The organism is Thioalkalicoccus limnaeus, from assembly GCF_041197575.1.
Classification (GTDB): domain Bacteria; phylum Pseudomonadota; class Gammaproteobacteria; order Chromatiales; family Chromatiaceae; genus Thioalkalicoccus; species Thioalkalicoccus limnaeus.
The window spans coordinates 26,168-50,519 of the sequence record NZ_JBDKXB010000017.1; the positions used below are offsets into that span (position 1 = coordinate 26,168).

A 24,352-nucleotide genomic window follows, 5' to 3' on the forward strand; every position below is an offset into this window, starting at 1 on the left:
GCGTGACTGGTCGGCTTGTCAATCGACGGCGACCGGTCGCGCCAGGCGAAGGCCGGAATGCTCGCATCCTATCAGGGTAGGTTGATCCAGGGCGCTCATCGTGATCAGTGCTCAGGGATGATCAGGCTGGCGACATGATCGGCAGGGCGACAAGGGCTGGCTACCATGGGATCCGTTGCAAAGCGCATGGATTGGCTTGACACGGTCGGGTGTTTTGCCGATCGTGCCGACCTTGCGATACGGCCAGGCCCGCGACCTGGTCGGCCTCCTCCGCGGATGACGAGCTTGGTTGATCGATTCCAGATGTGGGCGGCCTTATTGACGGCCGGGCGTTTCTTGACCCGTTTGCCGTGGCCGGATCCCGGGCCGGTGACCGAGGCCACGGCTGGGCGCGCCGCGCTCTTCTATCCGCTGATCGGTCTCGTCATCGGCGTCATGCTGTGGGGGCTGGCGGCGCTGTTGCCGTGGGCGCCGGTTGGTGTCGCGGCGGCATTGATCCTGGTGCTGTGGGTGTGGCTGACGGGTGCCTTGCATCTCGATGGGCTGAGCGATACCGCGGATGCCTGGGTCGGTGGTCTGGGGAGCCGCGAGCGAGCCCTCGAGATCATGCGCGACCCGCGCGCTGGGGCCATGGGGGTCGTGGCGATCGTCCTGGTGCTGTTGGTCAAGTGGTCGGCGCTGATGGCGCTGCTGGCCACCGGCTCGGTCTGGATGCTGGTCTGGATCCCGGTGCTGGCGAGGGTTCAGATCCTGTCGTTGATGCTGACGGTGCCCTATGCGCGCCCCGTCGGTATGGCCAGCGCGGCCGTTGCCCATCTCCCGCGACGGGCAGCTTGGGTGGTCGTCGCCGCTGTGATCCTGGCTGTGCCCTGGATCGGCGGTGTCGCCGGGCTCGTCGCGCTCATGGTCGCGCTCTTGATCCTGTTGGCGTGGCGTCGCGCGCTGCTGAGACGGCTAGGCGGCTTCACCGGAGATACCGCCGGTGCACTCGTCGAACTGACCGAGGCCGCCGTGCTGATCGGTGTGATACTCCTGCTATCGGCGCCGTGAACGGGCCGCGGCGCCAGCCGCCCTCTTGTCCTCCCTTGCAAGATCAAATGACAGCGATTACCATTCGCGCTCCTTGAGGGCCTTGACCGATTCAGGGTGCTCGATCGGGTCAGGATGAGCCGATGGCGCGGAAGGCCTACCCCTGTTTGTCGTCTCGAGGCGCGGCCCGGAAGGCCACTTCTCGAGGCCGTAGCCAGCCACCTGGTCCCCGCTGTTCGCATCGCGTTCCGAGGGGCCGGGCAGCCATGTACCGAAATCCGAGCCGCCTCTCGAGGGCGGCCATTGCGGAGGCGTCATGGTTGCACCTGGTTCTCGATTCCTTTCGTGGGAAGACATATCATCTCACCGCCATCGAGGGGTCGCGCGATCGGCGATCCTGTGGGCATGCGCGTTGGCGATGCCGCCGGTGGTCCTCGCCGATGTATCCGGGCAATTGCCGTCACTGGTCGTGACGGCGACCCTGACCGAGCGCGACGTGCGCGATGCGCCGGGTTCGGTCACCGTCATCACCCGCGAGGACCTCGATGCGTCGCCGGCGCGCGACGTCTTCGACGCCGTGCGCGAGGCGCCGGGGGTGACCATCTCCGGTGTCGGTTTATCGGGTCGGCGCGTCGTCAACATCCGCGGGCTCGACAGCAAGCATGTCCTTCTGCTGACCGATGGTCGCCGCGTGACGGCGACCGACGAATACATCGGGCACTCGGACTACGGCTACGCCTGGGTGCCGTTGCCCGACGTCGAGCGGATCGAGATCGTACGCGGCCCCCTGTCGGCCCTCTATGGCACGGATGCGATGGGTGGTGTCATCAACGTCATCACGCGGCCGGTCAGCGAGACCTGGCGCGGCGCCGTCCGGGTCCTGGGGGGGGTGACGGATCATGGTCGCGGCGGCGATGAATACCAGCTCTCGGCATCGGTCTCGGGGCCGCTGGTCGAGGACCGCCTGGGCGTCAAGTTCTCGGCGCTGACGACGCGAGTCGATGATACGGCGCTGAAGTCGGATCGACGTTTGACGGAGCTCGAAGGCAAGGACGTGCGGGCCGCGACGGGCTCCGTGACCTTCGTGCCGGTTCCTGGGCAGCGCATCGAGATCGGCGCGCTTGGCGGTGACGAAGAGCGCTGGCGGGACACCGACCACCGCGGTGGGCCGCCGATCCACACCAGCAGCTACGATCTCTTCCGCTCTCAGTACTTCCTGAGCTACCGCGGCGAGGCCGGCCCAGCGACCCTGGCGCTCAACGCCTACCGTTCCCGCTTCGATGCGAAGAACCGCACCGATGATCCCGCGGTTCCGCCGACGACCCGGCAAAACCTGCTCGAGGACGTCATCGACGGGCACGTGACGGTCCCGGTCCTGGAGCGCCATCTGGTCACCTTTGGCGGCGAGTACCGCGAGGAGACGCTCGAGCATCCAGCCCTCGCACGGGGCAAGGACAGTGCCGACAACCGCGCGCTCTTCGTCCAGGACGAGTGGAGCCTGCTCGACGACCTGACTCTGACGCTCGGGGTGCGTTACGACGATCAGCGCTTCTTCGGCTCCGAGACCAGCCCGCGGGCCTATCTGGTCTACCACGCCACGCCCCAGTGGACGGTCCGCGGCGGCTATGGCCAGGGCTTCAAGGCCCCGACGCTGAAGCAACTGTCACCCGAATACAGCTTCGCCGGGGCGCACAGCTTCCGCGGCAACCCGGATCTGAGACCCGAGCATTCGGACAACTATGAACTGGGCGCCTACTTTTATGGTGACCCCGTCGAGGCCAGTCTGACGCTGTTCCGCAACGACATCGAGGACCTGCTCGCGAACCTGTGCGTCGAGAACTGCGATCAGCGCATCGGTCGGGCCTTCGAGCATATCAACATCAATCAGGCGCGCACGCAGGGGATCGAATCCTCGGTCGCATTGGCGCTGCCGCATGGCGTCGGTGTGGCCCTCGACTACACCTACCTCGAGGCCCGCGACGAAAGCAACGGGCGGCGCTTGGCCGGGCGTCCGTGGGGGACCGGTGCCCTGCGCCTGAGCTGGGATCAGGCACCGTGGGGTTTGAAGCCGCAACTGCGCGCCGAGTACACGGGCACTCAGGTGCTCTACGGCGCCGGCACGACGCGCTACGACCTGCCCGACTACACCCTGGTGCACCTCAATGTGCGCAAGGACCTCGCGCGCGGGGTTCAAGTCGGGCTCGGGATCGAGAACCTGACCGATGAGAACCCGCTCGAGAAATCCGCCGATTTCGGCTACCCGGAACGGGGTCGCTTCTTCTACGCCAGTCTCCAAGCGCAATTCGACTAGCCAACATCTTGGGAGTAACGCATGACAGGTATCGGTAACCGTTGGCCGGCCGCCACGTGGCTTCTGCTCGGTTCCATCGCGGCGCTGATCTTGGTGTTCATGATCAAACCGCCAACGGCGCCGCGGGGTGCCAGCGCGGCGGCCCCGGATCTGGTGATCCTGACCAATGACTTCGTGCTGGCCGGCAAGTTCGAGGCCGTCGCCGACGCCGCGCGCGGCAGCGGCCTGAATCTGGACGTCGTGAACCTGGACGACACGGACCTTACGCGGCTCGCGGAGACCTTGGCGGGTGCCCGGCTGGCGTTGCTCGACACGCCGCGGGAGACCGATGCGGAGCAAGCCCTCGAGATGGCTCGCGAGGCGCTCGAGGAGACGGGCACTCCCTGGCTGTTGGTCGCGGCGCAGGGTCCGCAGTCCGAAGGGCTCGACGCCGAGCGGGTCGAGATCCTCTACGACTATTACCGGCAGGGCGGGGTCACCAACTTCGAGCGTCTGTTCGCGTATCTGAAACATCAGTTCTGGGGTGATGGCCTGGTCGCGGTGCCGCCGCCGCTGGTTTTTCCGGAAAAGGGGATCTACCACCCGCGGCATCCGGATCTCGTGTTGGGCGATCTGGCCGATTACCTCGATTGGCTTGGCCCCGAGCGCGCCGAATCACGGCCGCGGATCGGGGTTGCGATCCACCACACCGCCGTCTCGAACGCCGTGACCGACTTCGTCGACGACCTGATCTCGCGGCTCGAGGCCGCCGGGGCCGTGCCGGTCGTCTTCTACCACCCGGTCATGCCGAGCCCGGGCGATCTGGATCTGCTGTTCCACGATGGTCAAGCGGCGATCGATGTGTTGATCAACTACCAGGTCATGTACCTGGGCGAGCGCAGCGAGGATTACGCGCGGCTCGATGTGCCCGTGTTGCAGGCGATCAGTTGGCGTAGCGGCGACGAGGCCGAGTGGGCGGCCAGCGCCGAGGGATTGCCGATGGGCGGGGTGCCCTTCTACCTGGCGATCCCCGAACAGGCCGGTCTGATCGATCCGCTGGTCGTGGCCGCCGTCGACGAGGGGCGTCTCGTCGCGATCCCCGAGCAGGCGCAGGCGCTGGTCGACAAGGCCTTGCGCATGGCGCGGTTGCGCGACACGCCCTATGCCGATAAGCGGGTCGCCGTGATGTTCTACAATTATCCGCCCGGCGAGAAGAACCTGGCGGCCTCATTCCTCAACGTGCCGCGCAGCCTGGCTGTGATCAGCGAGGCGCTCGCGGAGGCCGGGTATCGGGTCGAGCCGGTCGACGAGGAGCAGATGATCGCCGAGGGGCCGGCCTTGCTGGCCCCCTTCTATCGACCCGAGGAAGTCGGTGGACTGCTCGAACGGGGCCTGGCCGATCGCCTGCCGTTGGCCGATTACGAGGCCTGGTTCGCGACCCTGCCGGCCGAGGTACGCGAGCGGATCGAAGAGCGCTGGGGGCGGGCGGGCGAGCATCCGATGGTGATCGAGGACGAAGGTTCGGCCTTCTTCGTCATCCCGCGCATCGCGCGCGATCACTTGATCATTCTGCCGCAGCCGCCGCGCGGCCAGCCCGGAGAACCTCCGGAACGCTCGATCTACCACGATACCCGCGTCCCGGTTAATCACTTTTATCTGGCCGCCTACTTGTATGTCCGCGAGGTGTTCGGCGCCGACGCGCTGATCCATCTGGGGACCCACGGGACCCAAGAATGGATGCCCGGCAAGGAGCGCGGCCTGTCGATCCATGACGACCCCTACTTGGTGCTTGGCGATCTGCCGGTGGCCTACCCCTACATCGTCGACAACATCGGCGAGGCGACACAGGCGAAACGTCGCGGTCGAGCCGTGACCATCAGCCATCAGACCCCGCCCTTCGCACCGGCGGGGCTCCATCAAGAGCTGATGCCATTGCACGATCTGATTCACGAGTGGGAGCTGCTCGATCAAGGTGCGGTCAAGTTGCAGACCGAGCAGGCGATCATCGCTGAGGCCGGGAAACTCAACCTGCTCGAGGATCTCGGTTGGTCCGAGGATGAGGCCGTCGCGGACTTCGTCGGCTTCGAGCGGGAATTGCACGACTACCTGCATGATCTCGCCCAGTCGGCGCAACCGCTTGGTCTGCATACGCTGGGCGTGGCCCCCGTGTCGAAGCATCGCCTGACTACGGTCATGCAGATGCTTGGCGAGGATCTGTATCGGCTGCTGCCGATCGATGAACCCGAAGAACTGTTCGTCGACGACTATCAGCGCCTGACGGAGACCGAACCCTTTCGTTTTCTCGAGCGTCATCTGATCGATGGCGAACCCGCACCCGACGAGCAGTCATCGGAGCTGGTCGCGCTGGCCCGCGACTATTACGCGCGGCTCGCGGCGGCCGAGGAGCTGGCCGGGCTCTCGACCGTCCTCGATGGGCGTTATCTAGCGACCCGCTACGGGGGTGATCCGATCCGCAATCCCGAAAGCCTGCCGACGGGCCGCAATCACTATGGCTTCGATCCGTCGAAGCTACCGACCGAGCAGGCCTACATCGCGGGCGGGGCGGCCTTGGCGGCGCTGATCGAGGCCCACCGAAGGGAGCAGGGCCGCCCGCCGGAGAAACTCGCCTTCTCGCTGTGGTCGGTCGAAGCGATGCGTCATCTGGGCGTGCTCGAGGCGCAGGTCTTCCATGCCCTCGGTGTGCGCCCGGTCTGGGATCGGGGTGGGCGCATCACCGATATCGAGGTGATCCCGCGCGAGGAGCTCGGCCGACCACGGATCGACGTCGTGGTCTCGGCGACGGGCCTGTACCGCGATCATTTCCCGAACGTGATGAATCACATCGCGCAGGCCGTTGTTCGGGTCGCCGAGCTCGATGAACCCGACAACGCGGTGCGGGCCAACACGCTGGCGTTGGAGCGCCGCTTCCTGGCCGACGGGATGGACGCCGACGAGGCCCGGGATCTGGCCTTGACCCGGATCTTCTCGAACCAGAGCGGCACCTACGGGACGAATCTCGACGACGCGACGCTCGCGTCCGATACCTGGGACGACGAGGCGAAACTGGCCGAGCTCTATCTGGCGCGGATGCAGTACACCTACGGCCCAGATACCGCGAGGTGGGGTCGCAAGCCGGATGGGCTGAACCTCTATGCCCAGCAGCTCGAGGGCGTCGACGGGGCCGTGCTGTCGCGCTCGTCGAACCTCTACGGGATGCTCTCGACCGACGATCCGTTCCAGTATCTCGGTGGCCTCGCGCTCGCGGTTCGCCACCTGACCGGACAGAGTCCGAGCCTGTACATCAGCAACCTGCGTGATCCGAACACGCAGGATCGGATCGACTCGGCGGCCCGCTTCCTCGCCACCGAGTTGCGCGCGCGTTACCTTCATCCGCAGTGGATCCAGGCCATGCAGGCGGAAGGGTACGGCGGCACGCTGAACATCGTCGATACCATCAACAACTTCTGGGGCTGGCAGGCGACCGCGCCGGAGATCGTCCGCGATGACCAGTGGCAGGCGTTCTTCGACGTCTACGTCGAGGACTCGCTCGGGCTCGCTATCCGCGAATGGTTCGAGAGCCATAATCCGACCGCCCTGGCCCAGGTCGCCGAACGGATGCTGGAGGCGATCCGCAAGGACTACTGGGAGGCCAGCGAGGCGACCCTGTCGGCCCTGGTCGAGGTCTACCTGGACGCGGTCGAGCGCCATGGCTACCGGGCCGCGAGCAGCCTGGTCGATCCCTATGTGCGCGAGCTCGCGGCCGGCTTCGGACTCGAAGGTCTCGTGCCGCCGGATGCCGACGCCGCCGTCGGCAATCCGCCGCCGGTTACGGGTCAGGTCCTGGAGCCGAAGGCCAATCATGCCGCCGCATTCTCGACGGCCGATCAGGTCGTTTGGCTTTTGATTCTGCTCATCGCGGTCACGGCCGGTGGCGCGGTCCATCAGTGGCGTGCGCAGCGCGCGCCAGCCTGATCGGTAACGACAGTCGCGACATCGAATCCAGCACTTGTTTCTTCTTCTCACACCTGAAGCGAGCCAATCCGCATGCAAGCCTTGGAAACCCTGATGTACCAATTGGCGCAGCTCTTCCTCGCGCCGGTCCTGTTGATCATCCTCGCGCTGTTCCTGTTCGCCTTCTTCAGCCTGGGGAGCTTCGCGATGGAGGCCTGGCAGCGGCGTCGCGGGCAGGCGTCGCCCTTGTATCGGCATTGGCAACGTGCCGGGGGCGGCGCCGAAGACCTGGAATTGTGGATCCTGCGCCGTCTTGAGGTCCTGCGCCTCGCCACCCGGACCGGGCCGATGCTGGGCCTGGTCGCGACCATGATCCCGATGGGTCCGGCGCTGATGTCGTTGACCGCAGGCGATGCGGCCGGCGTCAGCGAGCACCTGGTCATCGCCTTCGCGGCCGTCATCGTGGCCCTGATCGCCGCATCGATTTCGTTCTGGGTGCTGACCGTCCGGCGTCGCTGGCTGCTCGGCGATCTGCGCGCGATGGAGGAGCAGGGCCATGTCTGACGAGGCGCTGCGGCCGGTGCGCCGCCGTTATCTGGAGAGCGAGGAGGCCGACGATCCGGTGCTGTCGGTCGTCAACATCGTCGATGTCTTCCTCGTGGTCATCGCCGTGCTCGTGATCATCCTGATGCAGAACCCGCTGAACCCGTTCCGCCAGGATGACGTGGTCGTGGTCGTCAATCCCGGCCAGGAGGACATGCAGATCCTGATCAAGGAGGGGCAGGAGTTGACCCAGTACGAGGCCACCGGCGCAATCGGCGAAGGGCAGGGGATCCGGGCCGGCATCGCCTATCGGCTCGCCGATGGCAGCCTGATCTATGTGCCGGAAGGGGACGATTAGTTCCTTGCCATGAAAGACCTCGTAACAGCATGTATTGAAAATGTTTTGATCTGGTAGCGGCGAGCGCCAGGGCAGCAGCCCGTTAGGCTGAAACAACCCTTCACGGGCTCTGAAGGCAGAGTCAGGCGCTGGTTGAGTAGGCTGTCAGCGGACGTTCAACCACATTCGAGGCCGCTGCCAGCTACCGAGGGCTACATCTACCCGAAGCACGAGCGCGCGGTGCGCGATCTGCTGCGCAAGCGCAGCCAACTGGTCCATCAGCACACCGCCAACCTACAGTCGATCCAGAATCTCCTGCCGCGCGACCTGGGTCACTCGCTCAGTGCCAACCAGATCCGGCACTTGAGCTATGAGGAGATCAACCGCCTGCTGCCGGATGCTGACATGGCCCTGGCGGTGCAGGCCACATTGGCGGTCATGCGCACCCAGGAGGAGGTCATCGCCTTGCTGGAGCGGCAAGTCAAGGCCAAGATCCGGCTGCGCCCGGCCTTCAAGCTGTTGCTCACCGTCAGTGGCATCGGCGAGATCCTGGGCCTGACCATCATGCTCGAGACCGGCGATATCGCCCGCTTTGCCAAGGCCGGCAACGACGCCTCCTATTGCCGCTGTGTGGGCAGTGCACATCTGAGCAACGGCAAGCGCAAGGGACAGGGCAACACCAAGAATGGCAACAAATATCTGGCTTGGGCCTTCATCGAGGCGGCCAACTTCGCGGTGCGCTACAACCCGCGGATCAAGCGTTACTACCAGCGCAAGCGCGCCCGCACGAACGGCCTCATCGCCATCAAGACGGTCGCCCACAAGCTGGCCCGGGCGTGCTTCTACATCTTGAGGGATCAGGTGAGATTCGATGTCACTAAGGCCTTTGCCTGAATCGGGCGGCGGCGCCGAGCTCGCGATGGGGTTGGCTGACAACCACCAGAACTGATTCGGCCGGCGTCGTCTCCCATCATCCAACCGGACGTCAGAGCAGGTTAAGACGGATGCGCCTCGGTCATGAGCCAGAATGGGGTTGGACCTCCGAGCCGGAGGAGCCAATGATCTGTGAACACGGGCGGCTCAATAGCCGCCCGCGCGTGACGGACCAACGGCGTCCCTCACACGCGGGCGGCGCCATTGAAGAGCCACGCCCGCGGCACGTGGACATGGCCGGGAACCGACGCATTTCTGGGGCTCCAGCGAGCCAGGGGCCGGCCCTCGACCTCTCAGGAGGCGAGACCAGGGCCTTGATCCAGAAGGGTGACTGGTGCGGATCTGTGAGGCTCCGTCACCGCCGGAATGAAAGCTGAAGGCGCGCACAGGATCGAAGACCGTCGCTCGACGCCAATTTCAACAACGTGGCCTCGGTCACGAACGAAGAAATGCGCTTTGTTGATCGAGGGCAGCTAAATGGTGACACGATTCGTGCCGCGCCGTCGGGCTCGACTTAGAAGCGCTTCAGGGTCACCCGCTCGCCGTTGATCAGGGCGACCACCGTCTCGCCGTCCTCGGCCGTCTGGCGCTGTTCGACGAGGATGATGTCGCCGTCCTGGATCTGGTCGTCGGTAATCGAGTGGCCGCGCACGCGCAGCGCGTAGCTGTTCTTGCGCATCCGCGCGACGGTTGACGAAGACGAACAGATGCCCGGACAGCAGATCCTGGGCAACCGCGTGCTGCGTCAAGGCGATCAACCCGGCGGAGGATTTGCGCATGTCCATGAAACGGCCGTAGTAGGGATGCCTGCGTGCGCCCTTCCGGGAAGAACATCACCCGCGCCCCAGGCGCAGCACCACACTCCCGCCGAGATCCAGTTTCAGATCCCGGGAGAGCCCATCCGTGCGCGGCGCCGACAGCACACGCAGATCGAGAAACACCGACGACGACCCACTGTCAGACGCCACTGGCCCGCTCAACAAGGGCCTGCCATTCAGCGCGGCTGCGCCGCATCCCCGTGCTCATCGTGGTCTCTTGTCGTGATCAAGGACAGGGACCATTGCCCGCATCTCCCGCGCGCAGAACAGAACACCAGCCGGTTGCCGGTTACCGATCTGGAGCCGCCCAAGAAGATCGCGAATGCCAAGAAGACGGGCCCCCCATCCTTTCCCTCCCTACTTCGCGGTGGTCTGCTCCAGGTCCTCGAGGCCGAATGGTTCAATTGGTTTGAAAATGCCGGTTTTGGTCATGGACCGGCGGATGTTGAAGGCATTAAGCGCGGCCACTGGATCCACGCGATCCAACGCACGGAAATCAATTCGCGTCCACTCGCTCCTCTCGACAATTACGCTGTATAAATAGTGGTCCTCTGCAGCGCCTGTTGCGGAGTTAACGCCCCGAGTATAAGCGGAAACCAGTGCGCGCCGCACCGCAGGCAACCGCGCAAAGACTTCACCAAGCACACGAAACGCGATGCCATGCACGTACTGCATATAGAGCTGGCGACGCTTGGTGTCACTGAGCTTCTTGCTGATTACACGCAGCTGCTTTGCGGCTATCGTGTAATGCGTGGTCGGCATCTCATCCTCTGTCGGCAGGCCGATGTCGATCGCGATCGTGTGGTAGTTCTCTCCCAGATCGAAGTCGATCTCCGTGTCCTTCGGCCAAGAAATGCGCTCGAGATAGTCCGAGAGAACCCTCTGCATGGCATCGACGGATTCGAGAACGTGAACCGTCTCGATTTCCTTTCGGAGTGCTTCCTGCCGTTCGAAGCGGCGGCGCTCATCGTTCCATACTTGAACCGCATGTAAGTAATCGTTGCTCCGCTTCCGGTTCTCCTCTGCCAAAGCTTGGCGCGCAGAAGGCCATATCTTCTGCCAGAAGCTGGGTTTGAGGTCAGGCAGGTGTTCCGGCTCGGGAACATTCAGTGCCCGGGGTTGAAACACCGGAGCATCGGTTGGCACAGGGGTTTGCTCATGAACTCTGCCCAGAGCCTCGAGCTCCCTGTTGATGCGCTCACAAAGGCCTTTGACCTCAGATCTCAGAAAGTCCCCAAAATGCGTGCGAATTAGCGTCACTTCGTCTGGCAGAAGGGGAGTGCCATCGAGGTATTGAAGATTCACTTCACCCGAATCGCGCACCTGGACATTGATCCGCAGGTTCCCTTCGTTCAGCATCTGAAAGATGCTGTTCTGTGTATCTTTGCCCGCCCCGCCGGGTTTGTCCTTGCTGGGCACCGAGCGCCCAGGCGTGTTCAGTCGTTGACGATAGGACAATCCGGTCCCGGGTAACCCGAAGTGACCGTACACGCCACGACGTCCGACGGAAGCACTGGCTCCGCGTGGACCAACTGAGAACCCTACACCACCCTTGCTCAGATTCAGGCGCATGCCTGGGGCTATGCGAATTCGTCTCTGAAACCTCAAAGCCATCGTTCTAATCCCCTGCTGTGTTTGGCGTCTCTGTTTCACGGGTACAGTCCGCTTGCCGTCGCAGAGCATCACTGAAGGCCGCAGCCAGAATGCCGGTGGGCATGGCAATCAAGCCAATGCCGGCCAACGCCGTCACACTCGCAAAAAGTTTTCCGAGCGGGGTAATGGGTGTGACGTCGCCATAGCCAACGGTCGTCAGTGTGGCGACGCTCCACCAAAGCGCTCGGGGTATGCTGCCAAATGCCTCGGGTTGATGCCTGGCCTCAAATAGGTAGAGGCATGCACTTGAGAAGATCAGGAGGAAGCCGGCTGCTGCGGCACTCAAAGCAAGTTCGAAACGACGTGCGTGAACTGCGTCTGCCAGAAACACCCAAGCACTCGAAAGTGCGCCCAACCGAAGTAGACGCACCAATCGCAGAAATCTCAGCAGCCGAATCAAGAAGGCGTTCTGAGCACCTCCCGTTACGTAGAACGGGACGATTGCCAGCAGATCCACCAGTGCCCACCAGGTAAACATGTACCGGACACGGCCACTGAGTCCCCTGAAGCGAGGGTCTTCCCCAGCAGCGTAGACACGGACGCCATATTCGAGGGTAAACAGGAGGGCGATCAGGATCTGTGCGCCCATGAAAAACTGCGGGGCGGAGTCTCGGATCGCCGCCTCGGTTTCCAGAATCGCAATCAACGAACTCAGGACGATCAAGATCATGACCGCCGAATTCGTCCTCGAAATCCCTGGTCGACCCCAGGCGGATGGCTCAAGGTGTCGGTACAGCAGTCCCCTCACTGCGCGCTCCCCTCACTGCGCGCTCCCCTATTGCGAAGTCCACCTCCGCCACACCAACGCTCGTATCAGCAATCGCATCAGTAGCCGCCTGTGCACTGGCGCGAGCGGGATACCCGAGACGACAGCAATCCTCAAGGAGGTTTTGTTCTTCTGGCGCTAGCGCGCCCCTTCCATATGGAACCGCAAGTTCGGCGACGCGTTCCTAAACCGTGGTTTTCTCCGCTCCCCAGCAGTGGAAGAACCGAAACCGTCCCTATCCAGCCACCGTAAACCACATCATTACCTACATCTCGGCTGCCCTTCGTCGCCGGGCGGCGCAAGTGTCTGATCGGCCGCACTGGGCAACTATACAGGTCGTGGGTAGGCGACGCCGTATCCCCCTGATCTGGCAAAACTGCCAGACTTGTGGGTAATGGTATGGTCTGTAGTCGACCCGCTTTCTCATAGCGGGTTGTCGCGAGAGTTAGGGCCGCAAGACGCTTCCGGCCATTTTGAACGGTGCGTGTCACGTTTTTACGGTAGGCGGCCTCGATGCAATAGCAGTAGCATGCCGACTGAGATGGTGTCGGAAGCGTCGATACGGCATCGAAAAGCTCGAGGCTCGTCGATTGCGCCATAGCGACAAGGGAGTTGGTCACGTCGAACTCGACCGGACGCCTATCGTGTTGATGGCAAATAACGCCCTGCGGCGGGTCGGGCCTTTGGGCAGCCGTCGTCGGCACCGAACTTGCCGCAAAGCTTCCGCCGTTGTTTGGCGTGTCGTTTATATGCACTCCTGCCACCCTTCCCCAAGGTTCCTGATGCCGCGGGCATCCTAGACCGATCATCGTCACACCGGCAAGCCTGATCGTGTGCAGATTCCGCCAAAATGCCGCATCAAGGCGACGATCGCGATGCCCGCCTGTCCGGGATCGTTACGAGCCTTTCGGACGACCAGCGTCTAGGATGTCGTAATGGAGTATAGGGCAGGAGAGCACGAACACAGCTTGAGGGCGTTCACGATTCCTTGGGAAGAAGGGTGTCAGGGGTGTCAGAAGGAGGGTGTAAGGTCTTGTCTTTTGCCCGTTTCGGGTTACGCTTGATCCATGGCTAGCCCCCTCCGACTCGAAGTTCCCGGCGCTTTGTCCCACATCACCTCGCGCGGAGATGCGCGCGAGGACATCGATTACATCAAATCTGTACCCCGATCGAGGCGAGGCCATTACAGCCGCCTACGTTAGCGGCGGGTACACGATCAAAGCCATCGGGGACGATTTGGCCTTCATTACGCACGGATCAGCCGCGTCGTCCACGCCGCCGAAGAGGCAAAACGCAAGACCTGACACCATGCGCGTCCGGACCCGACTCGACCGAGCCGAATCGGCTGGCTGCCCGGCGCACCGGGACGGCTTGTCTCGGGGACCGTGTATCGGTCTCCGAATCGATACTCACGCGGCGCGTAACAGCAGCTCGACCTTGACCGTGTCATACGGGAATTCGATGCACCCCTCACCGGCCGTATCGAGAATGCCGGCCCGCAGCAGCGCCTCGAGATCGCCGCGCACCGCGGCCTCGTCTCGGCCCTTCCGCGCCGCTACCTCGCCGATCGAGATCGGCCCGGCCCCGCCGATGGCCTTGTGCAAGGCCCAACGTTCCGCGGTCAGCACCTCCCACAACAGCTCCGGTGTGGCGAAACTGATCCGTGGTGCGCTCTCGGCTGCGCCAGATGCCATGGTGCTCGCAACGTCGGATAGGCTGTCGGCCAAAGAGCGGACGTCAAGGATGACAGTGGTCATGGTTCCACCTCTCCTCTCCTGGGCGCGCTGCAGGGGGCGCAGGGTGAGGTCTCCCATTATTGCATTTCGGTCCGCATGATGCGGGCCACTCCCGCCAACTGCATGCGGAAGTAAAGTCGGCGTACGAGGGCCTTGCTCATAACTCCGCTCGGTGATTGCCTGCCGAGCGGCTGATATAAAGCTCGGAATTGGCATCAAATTATCGCCGATCTTCCATCACAAAAATGGGCCTTGGCCGGAACCATGAACAAGGCCGCGTACGAGCACAGCGCTACGCCGAACGTGGCGGGCATCCGATCTCCTGCCCTCGTCGCGCAGGACGTTGCGGCAGCTCCAGAGCTTCTGGGTCGGGGGGGGTGCTCAGCGGTCAGGCGAGGATCTGCTCGGCCAGCGACCGCGGCGAGTGGATGGCGACACCGCCGAACACCCGTCCATAGCCGGCGCCGAAGTGCGTGCGGTCGCCAGTGACGAGCGCGTCGCAGCCCAGGCGTATCGCCGCCGCCAGCACTGGACGGTCCTTCTCCGGCAACCAGGCCAGCTCGTCGCCCCGACCCAGGTTGGCCGCACTCGCAGCGGGCGAGGTTACCGCCGCCACGGTGACGTGCGACAACAGTGCATCGAGGACGTCCAGCGCCTGCGGCCCCTTGGCGACAAGGTTGCGCCGCGCCTCGGCTACAACGTACGCATCGGCTACGGCTTCATGCCCTCGTTCCACCAGCCGGCCTAGCAGCGCACGCACGGCACCATCGGATTTGGCCGCGGAGAACAAGATGTTGGCGTCCAGAAATACCCGCATCGCCGCGGGTGCGTCAGCGCTTGTGCGCAGCCGGTCGCCCGGGCGCCGGCGGCGATAGCCGCGATGGCGCCAACACGGCCGCCAGCTCGGCCTCGGCCTCGTCGAACTCGTTCTCGCGCTCAGGCGAGTACATTTCGATCGGCAGCATGACGGCTGGCCGCAGTAGCAGACCGTCGGGCGTGGTTTCGGCGATCAAGTGGTCATCGGCCTTCAGGCCGAGCACCCGACGCAGCTTGGCCGGCAGCGTAACGACGCCCCGGCTATTGATCGTGAGAGTGACTTTCATGGGAGGCAGGATAGCAGAAATGCAGCAGATCCGTGATCCGGGCTGCGCGCCGGCCCGAAGGCGGGGTCCCGTATCGTTGCATTTCGCTGTGCGTGATGCGGCCGGCGCTCTGTACCACATCACCTCGCGCGGAGATGCGCGCGAGGACATCGATTACATCAGCCTGTACCGCGATCGAGACCAGGCCATTGCCGCCGCCTACGCCAGCGGCGGGTACGCGCTCAAAGCCATCGGGAACGATTTGGCCTGCATTACGCACGGATCAGTCGCGTCGTTCGCGCCGCCGAAGAGGCAAAACGCAAGACCTGACACCATTCGTGGGGTACGCGCCAACGGCCCCAGTTGTGGCGAGGCGCCACCTCGGGTACTGTGCTGACGCTGCACCGAGCCGCGTCAGCCCGGTGCCCCGTCGCTGTTCCGAACCAGCACGGATCATCACGCCGCCACCGAGTCTGCGCGCTGTCGATAGGCGACACGGAGGGCGGCGCTCACCTCTTCCGACTTTGACTCAGAGAAATCGATGGACGGGACCATACTCGCCAAGCTTGTCTTCGCCTTCGTCGGCACCCTGGCCGTCATGGGGGCATCCTGGGGCCTGCAACGCTCGAACTTCTTCCGACAGGCCAAGGCCCGAATGCGGATCGCGAGTCTTGCCGCGACGACCTTTGCCGTCTTGTTCGTGATGCAGCTCATCTGGCCCTAGCCGCCTCTCCGGCGCGGCTGCGCCGCCAAGGTCTGGCGTTGCCGCTGGCAGACGAAGAAGCGCCGGATGACCGCCGCCGAGAGGGAGGTGGCGCTCGTGCTCATGGCTCCAACGATACTTGATAAAAGCAGTAGGGATTACTACATTCGAAAATAAGCAAATGCTTATTAACGATGTCGAGTCAATGAGCCAAACTGAGGAGGTGTCCCATGGCTGCCAACCTGGTCAACAATTTCCCCCATGATGGCGTGGTCACCATCAACCGGGTGATACTCAAACCTGAGTACACGGTGGACGATCTGGAGGAGCGTGTCGCCATGCTGTGCGAAAACGTCAAGACCTACCACTCGACCACCGGCTTCGTTGGCGGCTTCGTCGCCCTGAACTCGGGTGCGGTCTCCAACGAAGGTTCCACCATCGGACAGGCGGTGGTGAGCCCGCTGAAGGGGAAAGAGGCGTTGATCATCACCTTCTGGAAGTCCTTTGCCGAGCATGAGGAGTCACACAAATCCGAGACGTTTCAGCCACTTTTCAAGGAAGTGCTGGACCTGTGCGAAAACGGCAATGAAGAAATAGCCTACGAGATGCTTTGGTCCGGGGCCGCCTATGATGCCGAACAGGCCAAGGCCGCCCAAGAGGCCAAGGCCAAGTACGCGGCATGATCCGCCGTGCCGGATGGGCAGAGGCCCATCCGGCCCCTGACACGAGCGTGACTTGCGCCTCACCTCGCAAATATTTCGCCCAGGCTCGGCATCGGGCATGGTCCCTCGCGGCTTTCGCCGGGTCTGATCGCCGACCAACACCCGTTCACCTACGCCCTATCGAATCCGCGGGCGCTGTGTAATCCCTCCGCTTTCCTTCGGACTGGGTGTCCGGTTTCGCTGGAATACGCAGCGTTCGCATTCCCGATCAGGACGCCTGGCATCTGATTTTGCTGGCCGTCCTCAGTCACGGCCGTTGGCGCGGCCAATCGATCGGCATGCACAGGCTTCGCCGCCAGTGGGGGTCGCGGACCCCAAAGCGGTGCTGGGTTTTTGCTTTCATCATCAGCCCGACAGCGATCTGATCGGAGCGGAAGTCCACAAAGTAGTCGCGCATGGTAATCGAAATCGTTATCATAACGATATGTGCAATCGAATATCAGATGCCAGAGCGAGCCGAATGATAGCCCTCGATGGGAGTCGGGGGAGTGCAGCGCATCCGGTCCGCCGCGGGCCGGGCGGTTGGGCCTGGAGAGTTTTTCCGGTAGTCGTTCTGGCTGCTGGTACCGGTCGGGGAGTCGGAGGCGGCGTATATCACGTTTCGCAACATCGGCGAGGCACGGATTCGCGGTTTGGAGATGGCCCTCGATGCCCGGGTCAGTCGGGATCTGCGCTTGGGCGCGTCGGCGACCTGGCTCGATACCGAGAACCGCGAGACCGGCGGGCGCTTGACCAGTGCCCCGGACATCACGGCCAGCCTGCGCGCCACTTGGCAACTAATCCCGGCCTGGTCGGTCACCGGCGCCCTGGTGCATGTCGGGAAGCGTTACGAAGATGTCGCGAATATCGCGTCCGCCGATCCCTATACCCTGATCAACCTGGGGACCAGCTATGCGCATCCTAGCTGGCCCGGCGTGCAGGTCTATGCCGGGATCGACAACCTGTTCGCCGCGAAGAACGACACATCCCTGTATGCCGATCCCGGTCGGTTCTTTCGCGCCGGTGCGCGCTGGTTCTTTTGATATGGCCTAAGCAAGGGCGTAGCGGGTGCCGGGTCCGGCGAGTAACCTATGCGCACGTGGGGGTGATTGGTAATACGCGACGACCCCGGCAGGATCTTTCGAGGGTCAGTCTGGGTGTCTCGCACGGGCGGCCTGGCTGGCCGAGCCACTGAATCCGAATCCAAGTACCGAGACCGAGCAAGATGGAAGACGAAACGACGCTGGCCGAGGCTGCGACCACCGGGTCTGATCTGGAGTCCCCGATGCCGATCGGTGCAGCTGAAACTGGGCCAGCCGATGCGCGCGAAGGCCTTCAGGATCCGGAAACGGGCACGCCGGTGGGCGAGGATTCGGCCACCGTCATGCACGAAACGAGCGCCGATCCCCCAGCCGCCGATAGCCTGGACCTGGTGCCGGGCGAAGGGCCGGAGGCGATCGCGCCAGGCATGGATCCTGCTTCTACCGATCCATCGGGGTTGCTCACGCTGCCGGAACAGGCCCATGCCCTGCTGCAGACCGGCGGGCCCGTGATGTACATCCTGGTGGTCTTGTCGGTGCTGGCCTTGACGATCCTGTTCGTCAAGCTTTGGCAGTACCTGCGGGTCGCCCCTGGCGCCCGGCGGCCGGTGCGCGAGGCCCTCGACGCATGGCAGGCCGGCCGGCACCAGGAGGCGATCGCGTGCCTGAACGGCCGGCGCCGCAATCCAATCGTTGCGATCGTGCACACGGCGATGATCGGGCATCGTCAGGGCGCGGAACCGGCGTTATTGCGCGAGGAGATCGAGCGCCAAGCCGGGCAAGTGCTCGGCCATCTGCGCGGCCACCTGCGCGGACTCGAGTTGATCGCCGCCTTGAGCCCATTGCTCGGGTTATTGGGGACTGTCATTGGCATGATCGCCGCGTTCCAGGCCCTCGAGATGGCCGGCCATCAGGTCGATCCGGCGGTCCTGTCCGGTGGCATTTGGGTGGCCCTGTTGACCACTGCGGCCGGTTTGTCGGTCGCGATCCCGGCCGTGGCGGCCCTCAATGGGCTCGAGCGGCTGGTCGACGGCGTGGCGCGCCACATCGAGGATGCGGTCACACGTGTCTTCACCGCCGATTTGACCCTCTCGGAAGCGCGATCAGGCCACGCGCCGATCCGTCAGGAGCCGGCCCGGCGCCGGGAAGCGGCGCATGCGACTTGATTACGCGCGGCCGCGGCGGCGCTTGATCAGCCTGACACCGCTGATCGACGTCGTCTTCATCCTGCTCGTGTTCTTCATGTTGGCCTCGAATCTGGTCGAATGGCGGTCGATTGCGTTGAGCGCGCCGGCTACGTCGACCGGCCGCGCGGAGGGCGATGCCTGGCTGTTGCGTGTCCATCCCGAACGGCTCGAGGTCAATGGCCGCGAGCTGCCCATGTCGGAGTTGGCCGAGACCGCGACCGAGCGGTTGCGCGAGCATCCCGACCAGCCATTGCTGGTTCAGCCGGCCTCGATGGCGAGCCTGCAACGGGTCGTCGATGTCGTCGACCGGCTGCATGGCGCCGGCGCGCGCGACATTCGATTGTTGCGCCTGCCTGCCGCGTCCCAGCGTTCGGGCGAGGAAGCCCGATGAAGCTGCTCCACGAACGGCCGCCGCGCGATAACGACGAGCATTTGATCCCGCTGATCAATGTCGTGCTCCTGTTGCTGATCTTCTTCATGCTGGTTGGTCGGGTCACGCCGCCGGATGAATTGGGGGTTGCGCCGCCGGTGTCGGAAAGCCGGTTGGTCGCGCGGCCGACGGCGCTGCTGATCCTGGTCGATGTCCAAGGCCGGTTGATCGTCGATGGCGTATCGGTGCGGCCCGAGCGGTTGGCCGCCGAGGTCGCCGAGCGGCTAGCCGAGCGGCCGCGCGCGGTCCAGGTCAAGGCCGACGCGGAGCTCGAGGCGGCGCGCTTGGTGGAAATCCTGGAGCGGCTGCGCGCGGGAGGCGTCGAGTCGCTCGACCTCTTGACAACGGTACGAGACGCATGAGCGAATCGAGGTTCTATCCGTGGCTTCCGGCCCTGGCCCTGGCCCTGATGGCGCATCTGGCGCTGGCCAAGATGCTCGACGCGCCGGCGCCAAAACCGGTCGAGGAAACCGGACTGCGTATTGTCCTCGGAGGCGGGGACAGCGGCGGCGTCGGCGAGAACGCGATCGTCGAACAAGCCCCTCCGGATGAGGAGCCAGAACAGGAGACCGAAGAGCTGGAGCCGGAACCCGAACCAGAGCCGGAACCCGAGCCGGAACCCGAACCCGAGCCGGAACCCGAACCCGAGCCCGAGCCGGAACCCGAGCCCGAGCCGGAACCCGAGCCCGTTGTTACGCCGCCGAAGCCGACGCCGCGGGTCGACCCGCCGAAACCCAAGCCGCCGGTCGCACAGAAGCCGCCGCCGCGGCCCCCGGTGACCCAACCCAGGGAGCAAGCCGGTGCGCCTGGTCTGGGTGGCGGGCGCTCCGCCGGTGCCGGGCCGACGCAACCGGATCCGGGCAGCCCGCAGATCAGCAGCTATTACGCCGAACTCGCGGCCTGGCTCGAACGCTACAAGCGTTATCCACCGCGGGCGCGGCAGCTCCGGCAGGAAGGCGTCGTCACGATGCGCTTCGTCCTCGATCGGTCGGGGCAACTGGTGTCTTATCGGATCGAGAACAGCTCGGGCCACCAATTCCTCGACGACGCGGCGACCGACTTGCTGCGCCGCGCCGCCCCGATGCCGCGGATCCCGCCCGACATGGACCTCGCGCGGATCGAGATCGTCGTGCCCATTGCTTATCAGCTGCGTTGAGTCGGGCATTCGACCTTGGATCATCGATTCCGCCGGATCGATCAGGGCAGTCCGTCGTGGCGTGCGTGCCAGGAGCCTCAGTCATGGCCTTGCTGGCGAGCCTTCGCGAGAACGCCGTTGTCCGTTGAGCGCGCCGAGTCTAGCCGGGCGCGGCGACGCACCCCGGACCAACCGCGAGCGCCTGCCGGATGAAACCCTAAAGGACCTGATCGAGCATTTCTCGACCCAAACGCTGTCGGTCGCCAACGTGCCCGAGGACGAACTCCCCAACGCCTACGAATTCCTGATCAAGAAGTTCGCCGACGACTCGGGTCGCACGGGGCCGAGTTCTACACCAACCCACACGGGGGTGCTGCCTATGCGTCATGCGTACCCACGCGGATGGCTGGTGGCCTGGCTGGCGATCATCTGGCTGGTAGGCTGGACCGCGCTCGGTCTCGCGGCGGCAGCCCAGGATGAGATCGCCGAGGCGATCCAGGCCCGCTATGAGGCCGAGCTCTTCAGGTTGCCGGTGGGTAATCAGCGTCACTACGCCCAGCGGCTCTACCGCATGACCGGCGACGTGCGCTACGTGCCGCTGACCGAGAGCCATGCCGAACGGCTGATAAGGCGCCTCGACGAGGCGCTCGACGGGTTGTCCGAGCAAGACGATTATGGCTTGCGGCGCAGCCAGGCCCTGCTCGATATCTATCCGACGCGCACCGCCAAGCAGCGTGCCCGGCGCCAGATGTTCGCCGACTGGGGCGAGATGATCTTCGCACGCCGCCTGCTGTTCTCGCTGGTGCAACTCGACTACTACGGGTTGCTCGACACTCCGCGGCTGGCCGGTCACGAACAGGCTCTCGCGTACCTGGGACAGGTCGATTTCGCGTCGTTCCTGACCGACCCCTCCGTACTTTCAGTGTACGCCGCCCAGGTGGCCAACATCGCCCACTACCTTCATCAACTGGACATCGTCGATCTGCGCGATGAGGTGGTCACGGCCTTTCGCGAGCACTATGCACCGGCCCGGGTCGCTGCGCTGGACGTCGCCGACTACCGCAACCGCCTTTACGGCATGACCCACTTCGTGATCGCCGACAGCCGCTACTATCAGCGCGAGGTCAGCGCCACCGACCACGCCTGGATCCTCGACGCCTTCGCCGCCGAGTTGCCGCGCATCCTGCGCGACGCCACCGCGGACATCATGGCCGAGGTCGGGATCAGTTTCCTGCTGGCCGGCGAGGCGGATCACCCGGCCGTGGCGCGACTGCGCGAGGCGATCGTCGCAGCCTACGACCCTCGGACGAGGATGATTCCCGCCACCGACGGCTCGACCGATCTTGCCCGAGGTCAGCATCGCAATGTGTTGGCGATCATGCTGCTGCGCTGGCCAACGCAGCTGAAACCGGGCCCCGATCTGCGCGAAGCCCTAAGCGAGACGCCGCCGGCCGGCCGCTCGCCGTCAGATTTAGAATTCTTCAAATAGATAGAAAGAATGAATGGATCGTTGACGCAGCCTCGCCGGACCAACAGAATCCCGCGCCTACCGAGCCCGGCGATCGCCTGATCGAGTCATCTCATCGGGGCACTGTGTCCCCTGTCCGCCGCGACCTCCCGGGTACCGTAGGTCCGGCTCTCATGTGCCGTTTTTTCGATGTCGATCGCTGGTGTTGGCTGCGGTACGCGTCGGACGATCAAAAACAACCGCCTTCAAAGGTATCCTTATGAAGCAACACACGGTCGATGCCATTACGGCGCATCCGCGTTACCAGGAGCTGATCCGCGCGCGCAAGCGCTTCGCTTGGTCCCTGACTGCGGCCATCCTGTCGATCTATTACGGGTTCATCTTCGTCGTTGCCTTCTGGCCGGATTGGCTGGCCGTTCCGGTAGCCGAGGGCTGGACCATGACCGTCGGCATCCCGGTCGGCATCCTGGTCATCTCGAGTGCCTTCATCCTCACAGGCGTGTACGTGGCCCGTGCGAACGGCCAGTTCGATCGTCTGACCAAAGAGATCCAGGAGGATTTCGAATGACACGTCTCGCAGTGTGGGGTGTACTGGCCATTCTCCTGGTCCCATTCGGACTGGCCGCTGCGCCCGCCTTGAGTGGCACGGTCGTTCAGAGCGGCGTGAACACGACGGCCATCATGATGTTCATGGTCTTCGTCACGGCGACCCTGGGCATCACCTACTGGGCGTCGAAGAGGACGCGTACGGCAAGTGACTTCTACACCGCCGGTGGCGGGATTTCCGGCAGAAAGAACGGCCTGGCCATCGCCGGCGACTACATGTCCGCGGCTTCGTTTCTGGGTATCTCCGGCCTGGTGTTCGCATCCGGTTACGATGGCCTGATCTACTCCATCGGCTTCCTGGTCGGTTGGCCCGTGATCATGTTCTTGATCGCCGAACAGATCCGCAATCTCGGGAAATACACCTTCTCCGACGTGACCTCGTACCGCTTCGGTCAGACCCAGATTCGCACCATGGCGGCCATCTCGTCGTTGGTCGTGGTTGCGTTCTACCTGATCGCCCAGATGGTCGGTGCGGGCAAGCTGATTCAGTTGCTGTTCGGGCTGGACTACTGGATGGCGGTCGTTTCCGTCGGAGTGCTGATGATGACCTACGTCATCTTCGGCGGGATGACGGCCACGACTTGGGTGCAGATCATCAAGGCCGTCTTGCTGCTCTCGGGCGCGACCTTCATGGCCGTGGCCGCGCTTGCTGCCTTCAACTTCTCCCCCGAGGAGATGTTCAGGCAGGCCGTAGAGGTGAGCCCCAAGGGCGACGCCATCATGGGCCCCGGCTCGCTGCTGAACGATCCGATCAACGCCATCTCGCTGGGTCTGGCCCTGATGTTCGGTACCGCCGGTCTGCCGCACATCCTGATGCGGTTCTTCACCGTGCCGAATGCCAAGGAGGCGCGCAAGTCGGTCTTCTACGCGACCGGCTTCATCGGTTATTTCTACATCTTGACCTTCATCATCGGCTTCGCCGCGATCGTGCTGCTGGCGCAGAATCCGCAATTCTTCAAGCCCGAAGCGCTGGCTGCGGATGGCACCGTGCTTAAGGATCAGTTGATCAGTGGCCTGGCGGGCGGCACCAACATGGTGGCCATCAACCTGGCCGAGGCGGTCGGCGGAAACCTGTTCCTCGGCTTCATTTCGGCCGTCGCCTTTGCGACCATCCTCGCCGTGGTCGCCGGTCTGACGCTGGCCGGCGCCTCTGCGATCTCGCACGACCTGTACGCCAACGTGATCGCGCGCGGTCACAGCAACGAGGCGACCGAGATCCGCGTGTCGCGGATCGCGACCCTCGTGCTCGGTTTGGTCGCCATCGGTCTGGGTATCGCGTTCGAATCCCAGAACGTCGCCTTCATGGTCGGTCTGGCCTTCGCGATCGCCGCGAGTGCGAACTTCCCCGTGCTGGTGGCCTCGATCTTCTGGGGCAAGATGACGACGCGCGGTGCGATGATCGGTGGTTTCGCCGGACTCGTAAGCGCGGTCGGCCTGACGATCCTCTCCAAAGCCGTGTGGGGTGACGTGCTTGGCTTCACGGCGATCAACGAGGAGGGCGTTGCGGTTCCGGTCGGGCTGATCCCGCTCGACAACCCGGCGATCATCTCGATCCCGATTGCCTTCTTCTGCATCTGGTTCTTCTCGGTCTTCGATAAGTCCGAGCGAGCCAAGACCGATCGGGCCGCCTATTTCGCCCAGCGCATCCGTTGCGAAACCGGTATCGGTGCGGAGGGTGCGGCCAACCACTGAGGCCTGACGCGATCCCGCCCCCCGCTCCGCGGGGGGCGTCGCACCCGAACCCTTCGCGGCGACCCGCCCCGGGCATCGCCCTGCGATACCCTGGACCTCTCCTCGGAAACCTTCAGTAGCTCATGACGCCTGCACTTCGGTGCCACACAGGCCCCGTGGTGCTGTGCGCCAGGCGCTTCGATCCTGCGACGTCCGAAATCTTCGATGCACCGTGTCGATAGCGCCTTGTGACGCCATCGTCGTGCGGCTGGT

General features: G+C 64.1%; 24 protein-coding genes and 2 pseudogenes. 17 read left to right on the plus strand and 9 right to left on the minus strand.

Annotated elements, in window-relative coordinates:
• Window positions 1-276: 276 nt before the first annotated feature.
• From ABC977_RS12440 to ABC977_RS12465, 6 genes are all read left to right on the plus strand, one after another.
• Window positions 277-1,050 carry an adenosylcobinamide-GDP ribazoletransferase gene (locus ABC977_RS12440; protein WP_369667586.1) on the plus strand — a complete coding sequence of 258 codons (774 nt, stop codon included), beginning with the start codon at window positions 277-279 and terminating at the stop codon, window positions 1,048-1,050.
• Between the two features lie 397 nt (window positions 1,051-1,447).
• Window positions 1,448-3,340 (plus strand): TonB-dependent receptor domain-containing protein, encoded by a 1,893-nt coding sequence (locus ABC977_RS12445; protein ID WP_369667587.1) that lies wholly within the window; start codon window positions 1,448-1,450, stop codon window positions 3,338-3,340.
• A 21-nt stretch (window positions 3,341-3,361) separates the two neighbouring features.
• Window positions 3,362-7,291: a cobaltochelatase subunit CobN gene (gene cobN, locus ABC977_RS12450; RefSeq protein WP_369667588.1), complete on the plus strand. Its 3,930-nt coding sequence runs from the start codon at window positions 3,362-3,364 to the stop codon at window positions 7,289-7,291.
• A 72-nt stretch (window positions 7,292-7,363) separates the two neighbouring features.
• Window positions 7,364-7,834, plus strand: coding sequence for a MotA/TolQ/ExbB proton channel family protein (locus tag ABC977_RS12455; RefSeq protein ID WP_369667589.1), 471 nt, complete (start codon window positions 7,364-7,366; stop codon window positions 7,832-7,834).
• Window positions 7,827-8,171: a DUF2149 domain-containing protein gene (locus tag ABC977_RS12460; protein WP_369667590.1), complete on the plus strand. Its 345-nt coding sequence runs from the start codon at window positions 7,827-7,829 to the stop codon at window positions 8,169-8,171. The genes ABC977_RS12455 and ABC977_RS12460 overlap by 8 nt, the downstream gene beginning before the upstream one ends.
• Before the next feature lie 219 nt (window positions 8,172-8,390).
• On the plus strand, window positions 8,391-9,044 hold the full coding sequence (locus ABC977_RS12465; protein WP_369667591.1) for a transposase: 654 nt from the start codon (window positions 8,391-8,393) through the stop codon (window positions 9,042-9,044).
• 556 nt (window positions 9,045-9,600) lie between these two features.
• Here the strand turns inward: ABC977_RS12465 and ABC977_RS12470 are convergent.
• The 8 genes and pseudogenes from ABC977_RS12470 to ABC977_RS12505 form a co-directional block, all read right to left on the minus strand.
• Window positions 9,601-9,759 (minus strand): annotated as a pseudogene (locus tag ABC977_RS12470) (LexA family protein); the annotation flags it as partial.
• 52 nt (window positions 9,760-9,811) lie between these two features.
• A pseudogene (locus ABC977_RS12475) lies at window positions 9,812-9,868 on the minus strand (hypothetical protein); the annotation flags it as partial.
• Between the two features lie 48 nt (window positions 9,869-9,916).
• Window positions 9,917-10,051, minus strand: coding sequence for a hypothetical protein (locus ABC977_RS12480; RefSeq protein ID WP_369667592.1), 135 nt, complete (start codon window positions 10,049-10,051; stop codon window positions 9,917-9,919).
• Between the two features lie 207 nt (window positions 10,052-10,258).
• Window positions 10,259-11,584: a DUF4236 domain-containing protein gene (locus tag ABC977_RS12485; RefSeq protein WP_369667626.1), complete on the minus strand. Its 1,326-nt coding sequence runs from the start codon at window positions 11,582-11,584 to the stop codon at window positions 10,259-10,261.
• On the minus strand, window positions 11,520-12,224 hold the full coding sequence (locus ABC977_RS12490; protein ID WP_369667593.1) for a potassium channel family protein: 705 nt from the start codon (window positions 12,222-12,224) through the stop codon (window positions 11,520-11,522). The genes ABC977_RS12485 and ABC977_RS12490 overlap by 65 nt, the downstream gene beginning before the upstream one ends.
• A gap of 1,505 nt (window positions 12,225-13,729) precedes the next feature.
• The gene (locus tag ABC977_RS12495; RefSeq protein ID WP_369667594.1) at window positions 13,730-14,077 is read right to left on the minus strand and encodes an HVO_A0114 family putative DNA-binding protein; all 348 of its coding nucleotides are present in this window, start codon (window positions 14,075-14,077) and stop codon (window positions 13,730-13,732) included.
• A 367-nt stretch (window positions 14,078-14,444) separates the two neighbouring features.
• Window positions 14,445-14,873, minus strand: coding sequence for a PIN domain-containing protein (locus ABC977_RS12500; RefSeq protein WP_369667595.1), 429 nt, complete (start codon window positions 14,871-14,873; stop codon window positions 14,445-14,447).
• A gap of 13 nt (window positions 14,874-14,886) precedes the next feature.
• Complete coding sequence (locus tag ABC977_RS12505; protein WP_369667596.1) at window positions 14,887-15,159, minus strand: AbrB/MazE/SpoVT family DNA-binding domain-containing protein; 273 nt, start codon at window positions 15,157-15,159, stop codon at window positions 14,887-14,889.
• Window positions 15,160-15,178: 19 nt separating this feature from the next.
• On the opposite strand from ABC977_RS12505, the gene ABC977_RS12510 reads away from it, so the two are divergent.
• The 3 genes from ABC977_RS12510 (at window position 15,179) to ABC977_RS12520 (ending at window position 16,524) form a co-directional block, all read left to right on the plus strand.
• Window positions 15,179-15,535: a hypothetical protein gene (locus ABC977_RS12510; RefSeq protein WP_369667597.1), complete on the plus strand. Its 357-nt coding sequence runs from the start codon at window positions 15,179-15,181 to the stop codon at window positions 15,533-15,535.
• A 144-nt stretch (window positions 15,536-15,679) separates the two neighbouring features.
• Window positions 15,680-15,862 carry a hypothetical protein gene (locus ABC977_RS12515; RefSeq protein ID WP_369667598.1) on the plus strand — a complete coding sequence of 61 codons (183 nt, stop codon included), beginning with the start codon at window positions 15,680-15,682 and terminating at the stop codon, window positions 15,860-15,862.
• A gap of 209 nt (window positions 15,863-16,071) precedes the next feature.
• Window positions 16,072-16,524 (plus strand): ligand-binding protein SH3, encoded by a 453-nt coding sequence (locus tag ABC977_RS12520; protein ID WP_369667599.1) that lies wholly within the window; start codon window positions 16,072-16,074, stop codon window positions 16,522-16,524.
• Window positions 16,525-16,810: 286 nt separating this feature from the next.
• Here ABC977_RS12520 and ABC977_RS12525 read toward each other — a convergent pair whose 3' ends face one another.
• Window positions 16,811-16,960 (minus strand): hypothetical protein, encoded by a 150-nt coding sequence (locus ABC977_RS12525; RefSeq protein ID WP_369667600.1) that lies wholly within the window; start codon window positions 16,958-16,960, stop codon window positions 16,811-16,813.
• A gap of 196 nt (window positions 16,961-17,156) precedes the next feature.
• Between ABC977_RS12525 and ABC977_RS12530 the strand changes: the two genes are divergently transcribed.
• The 8 genes from ABC977_RS12530 (at window position 17,157) to ABC977_RS12565 (ending at window position 24,100) form a co-directional block, all read left to right on the plus strand.
• On the plus strand, window positions 17,157-17,585 hold the full coding sequence (locus ABC977_RS12530; protein ID WP_369667627.1) for a TonB-dependent receptor domain-containing protein: 429 nt from the start codon (window positions 17,157-17,159) through the stop codon (window positions 17,583-17,585).
• Window positions 17,586-17,767: 182 nt separating this feature from the next.
• Entirely contained in the window at window positions 17,768-18,748 is a 981-nt protein-coding gene (locus ABC977_RS12535; RefSeq protein ID WP_369667601.1) for a MotA/TolQ/ExbB proton channel family protein, read from the plus strand.
• The gene (locus tag ABC977_RS12540) at window positions 18,738-19,160 is read left to right on the plus strand and encodes an ExbD/TolR family protein (protein ID WP_369667602.1); all 423 of its coding nucleotides are present in this window, start codon (window positions 18,738-18,740) and stop codon (window positions 19,158-19,160) included. The genes ABC977_RS12535 and ABC977_RS12540 overlap by 11 nt, the downstream gene beginning before the upstream one ends.
• Window positions 19,157-19,561: an ExbD/TolR family protein gene (locus ABC977_RS12545; protein ID WP_369667603.1), complete on the plus strand. Its 405-nt coding sequence runs from the start codon at window positions 19,157-19,159 to the stop codon at window positions 19,559-19,561. The genes ABC977_RS12540 and ABC977_RS12545 overlap by 4 nt, the downstream gene beginning before the upstream one ends.
• On the plus strand, window positions 19,558-20,355 hold the full coding sequence (locus ABC977_RS12550; RefSeq protein ID WP_369667604.1) for an energy transducer TonB: 798 nt from the start codon (window positions 19,558-19,560) through the stop codon (window positions 20,353-20,355). The genes ABC977_RS12545 and ABC977_RS12550 overlap by 4 nt, the downstream gene beginning before the upstream one ends.
• Before the next feature lie 124 nt (window positions 20,356-20,479).
• Window positions 20,480-21,823, plus strand: a complete 1,344-nt coding sequence (locus ABC977_RS12555) for a DUF3541 domain-containing protein (RefSeq protein WP_369667605.1) — start codon at window positions 20,480-20,482, stop codon at window positions 21,821-21,823.
• Window positions 21,824-22,061: 238 nt separating this feature from the next.
• On the plus strand, window positions 22,062-22,370 hold the full coding sequence (locus ABC977_RS12560) for a DUF485 domain-containing protein (RefSeq protein WP_369667606.1): 309 nt from the start codon (window positions 22,062-22,064) through the stop codon (window positions 22,368-22,370).
• Window positions 22,367-24,100, plus strand: a complete 1,734-nt coding sequence (locus tag ABC977_RS12565; protein ID WP_369667607.1) for a cation acetate symporter — start codon at window positions 22,367-22,369, stop codon at window positions 24,098-24,100. Before ABC977_RS12560 ends, ABC977_RS12565 begins: the two co-directional genes overlap by 4 nt.
• Window positions 24,101-24,352 lie beyond the last annotated feature (252 nt).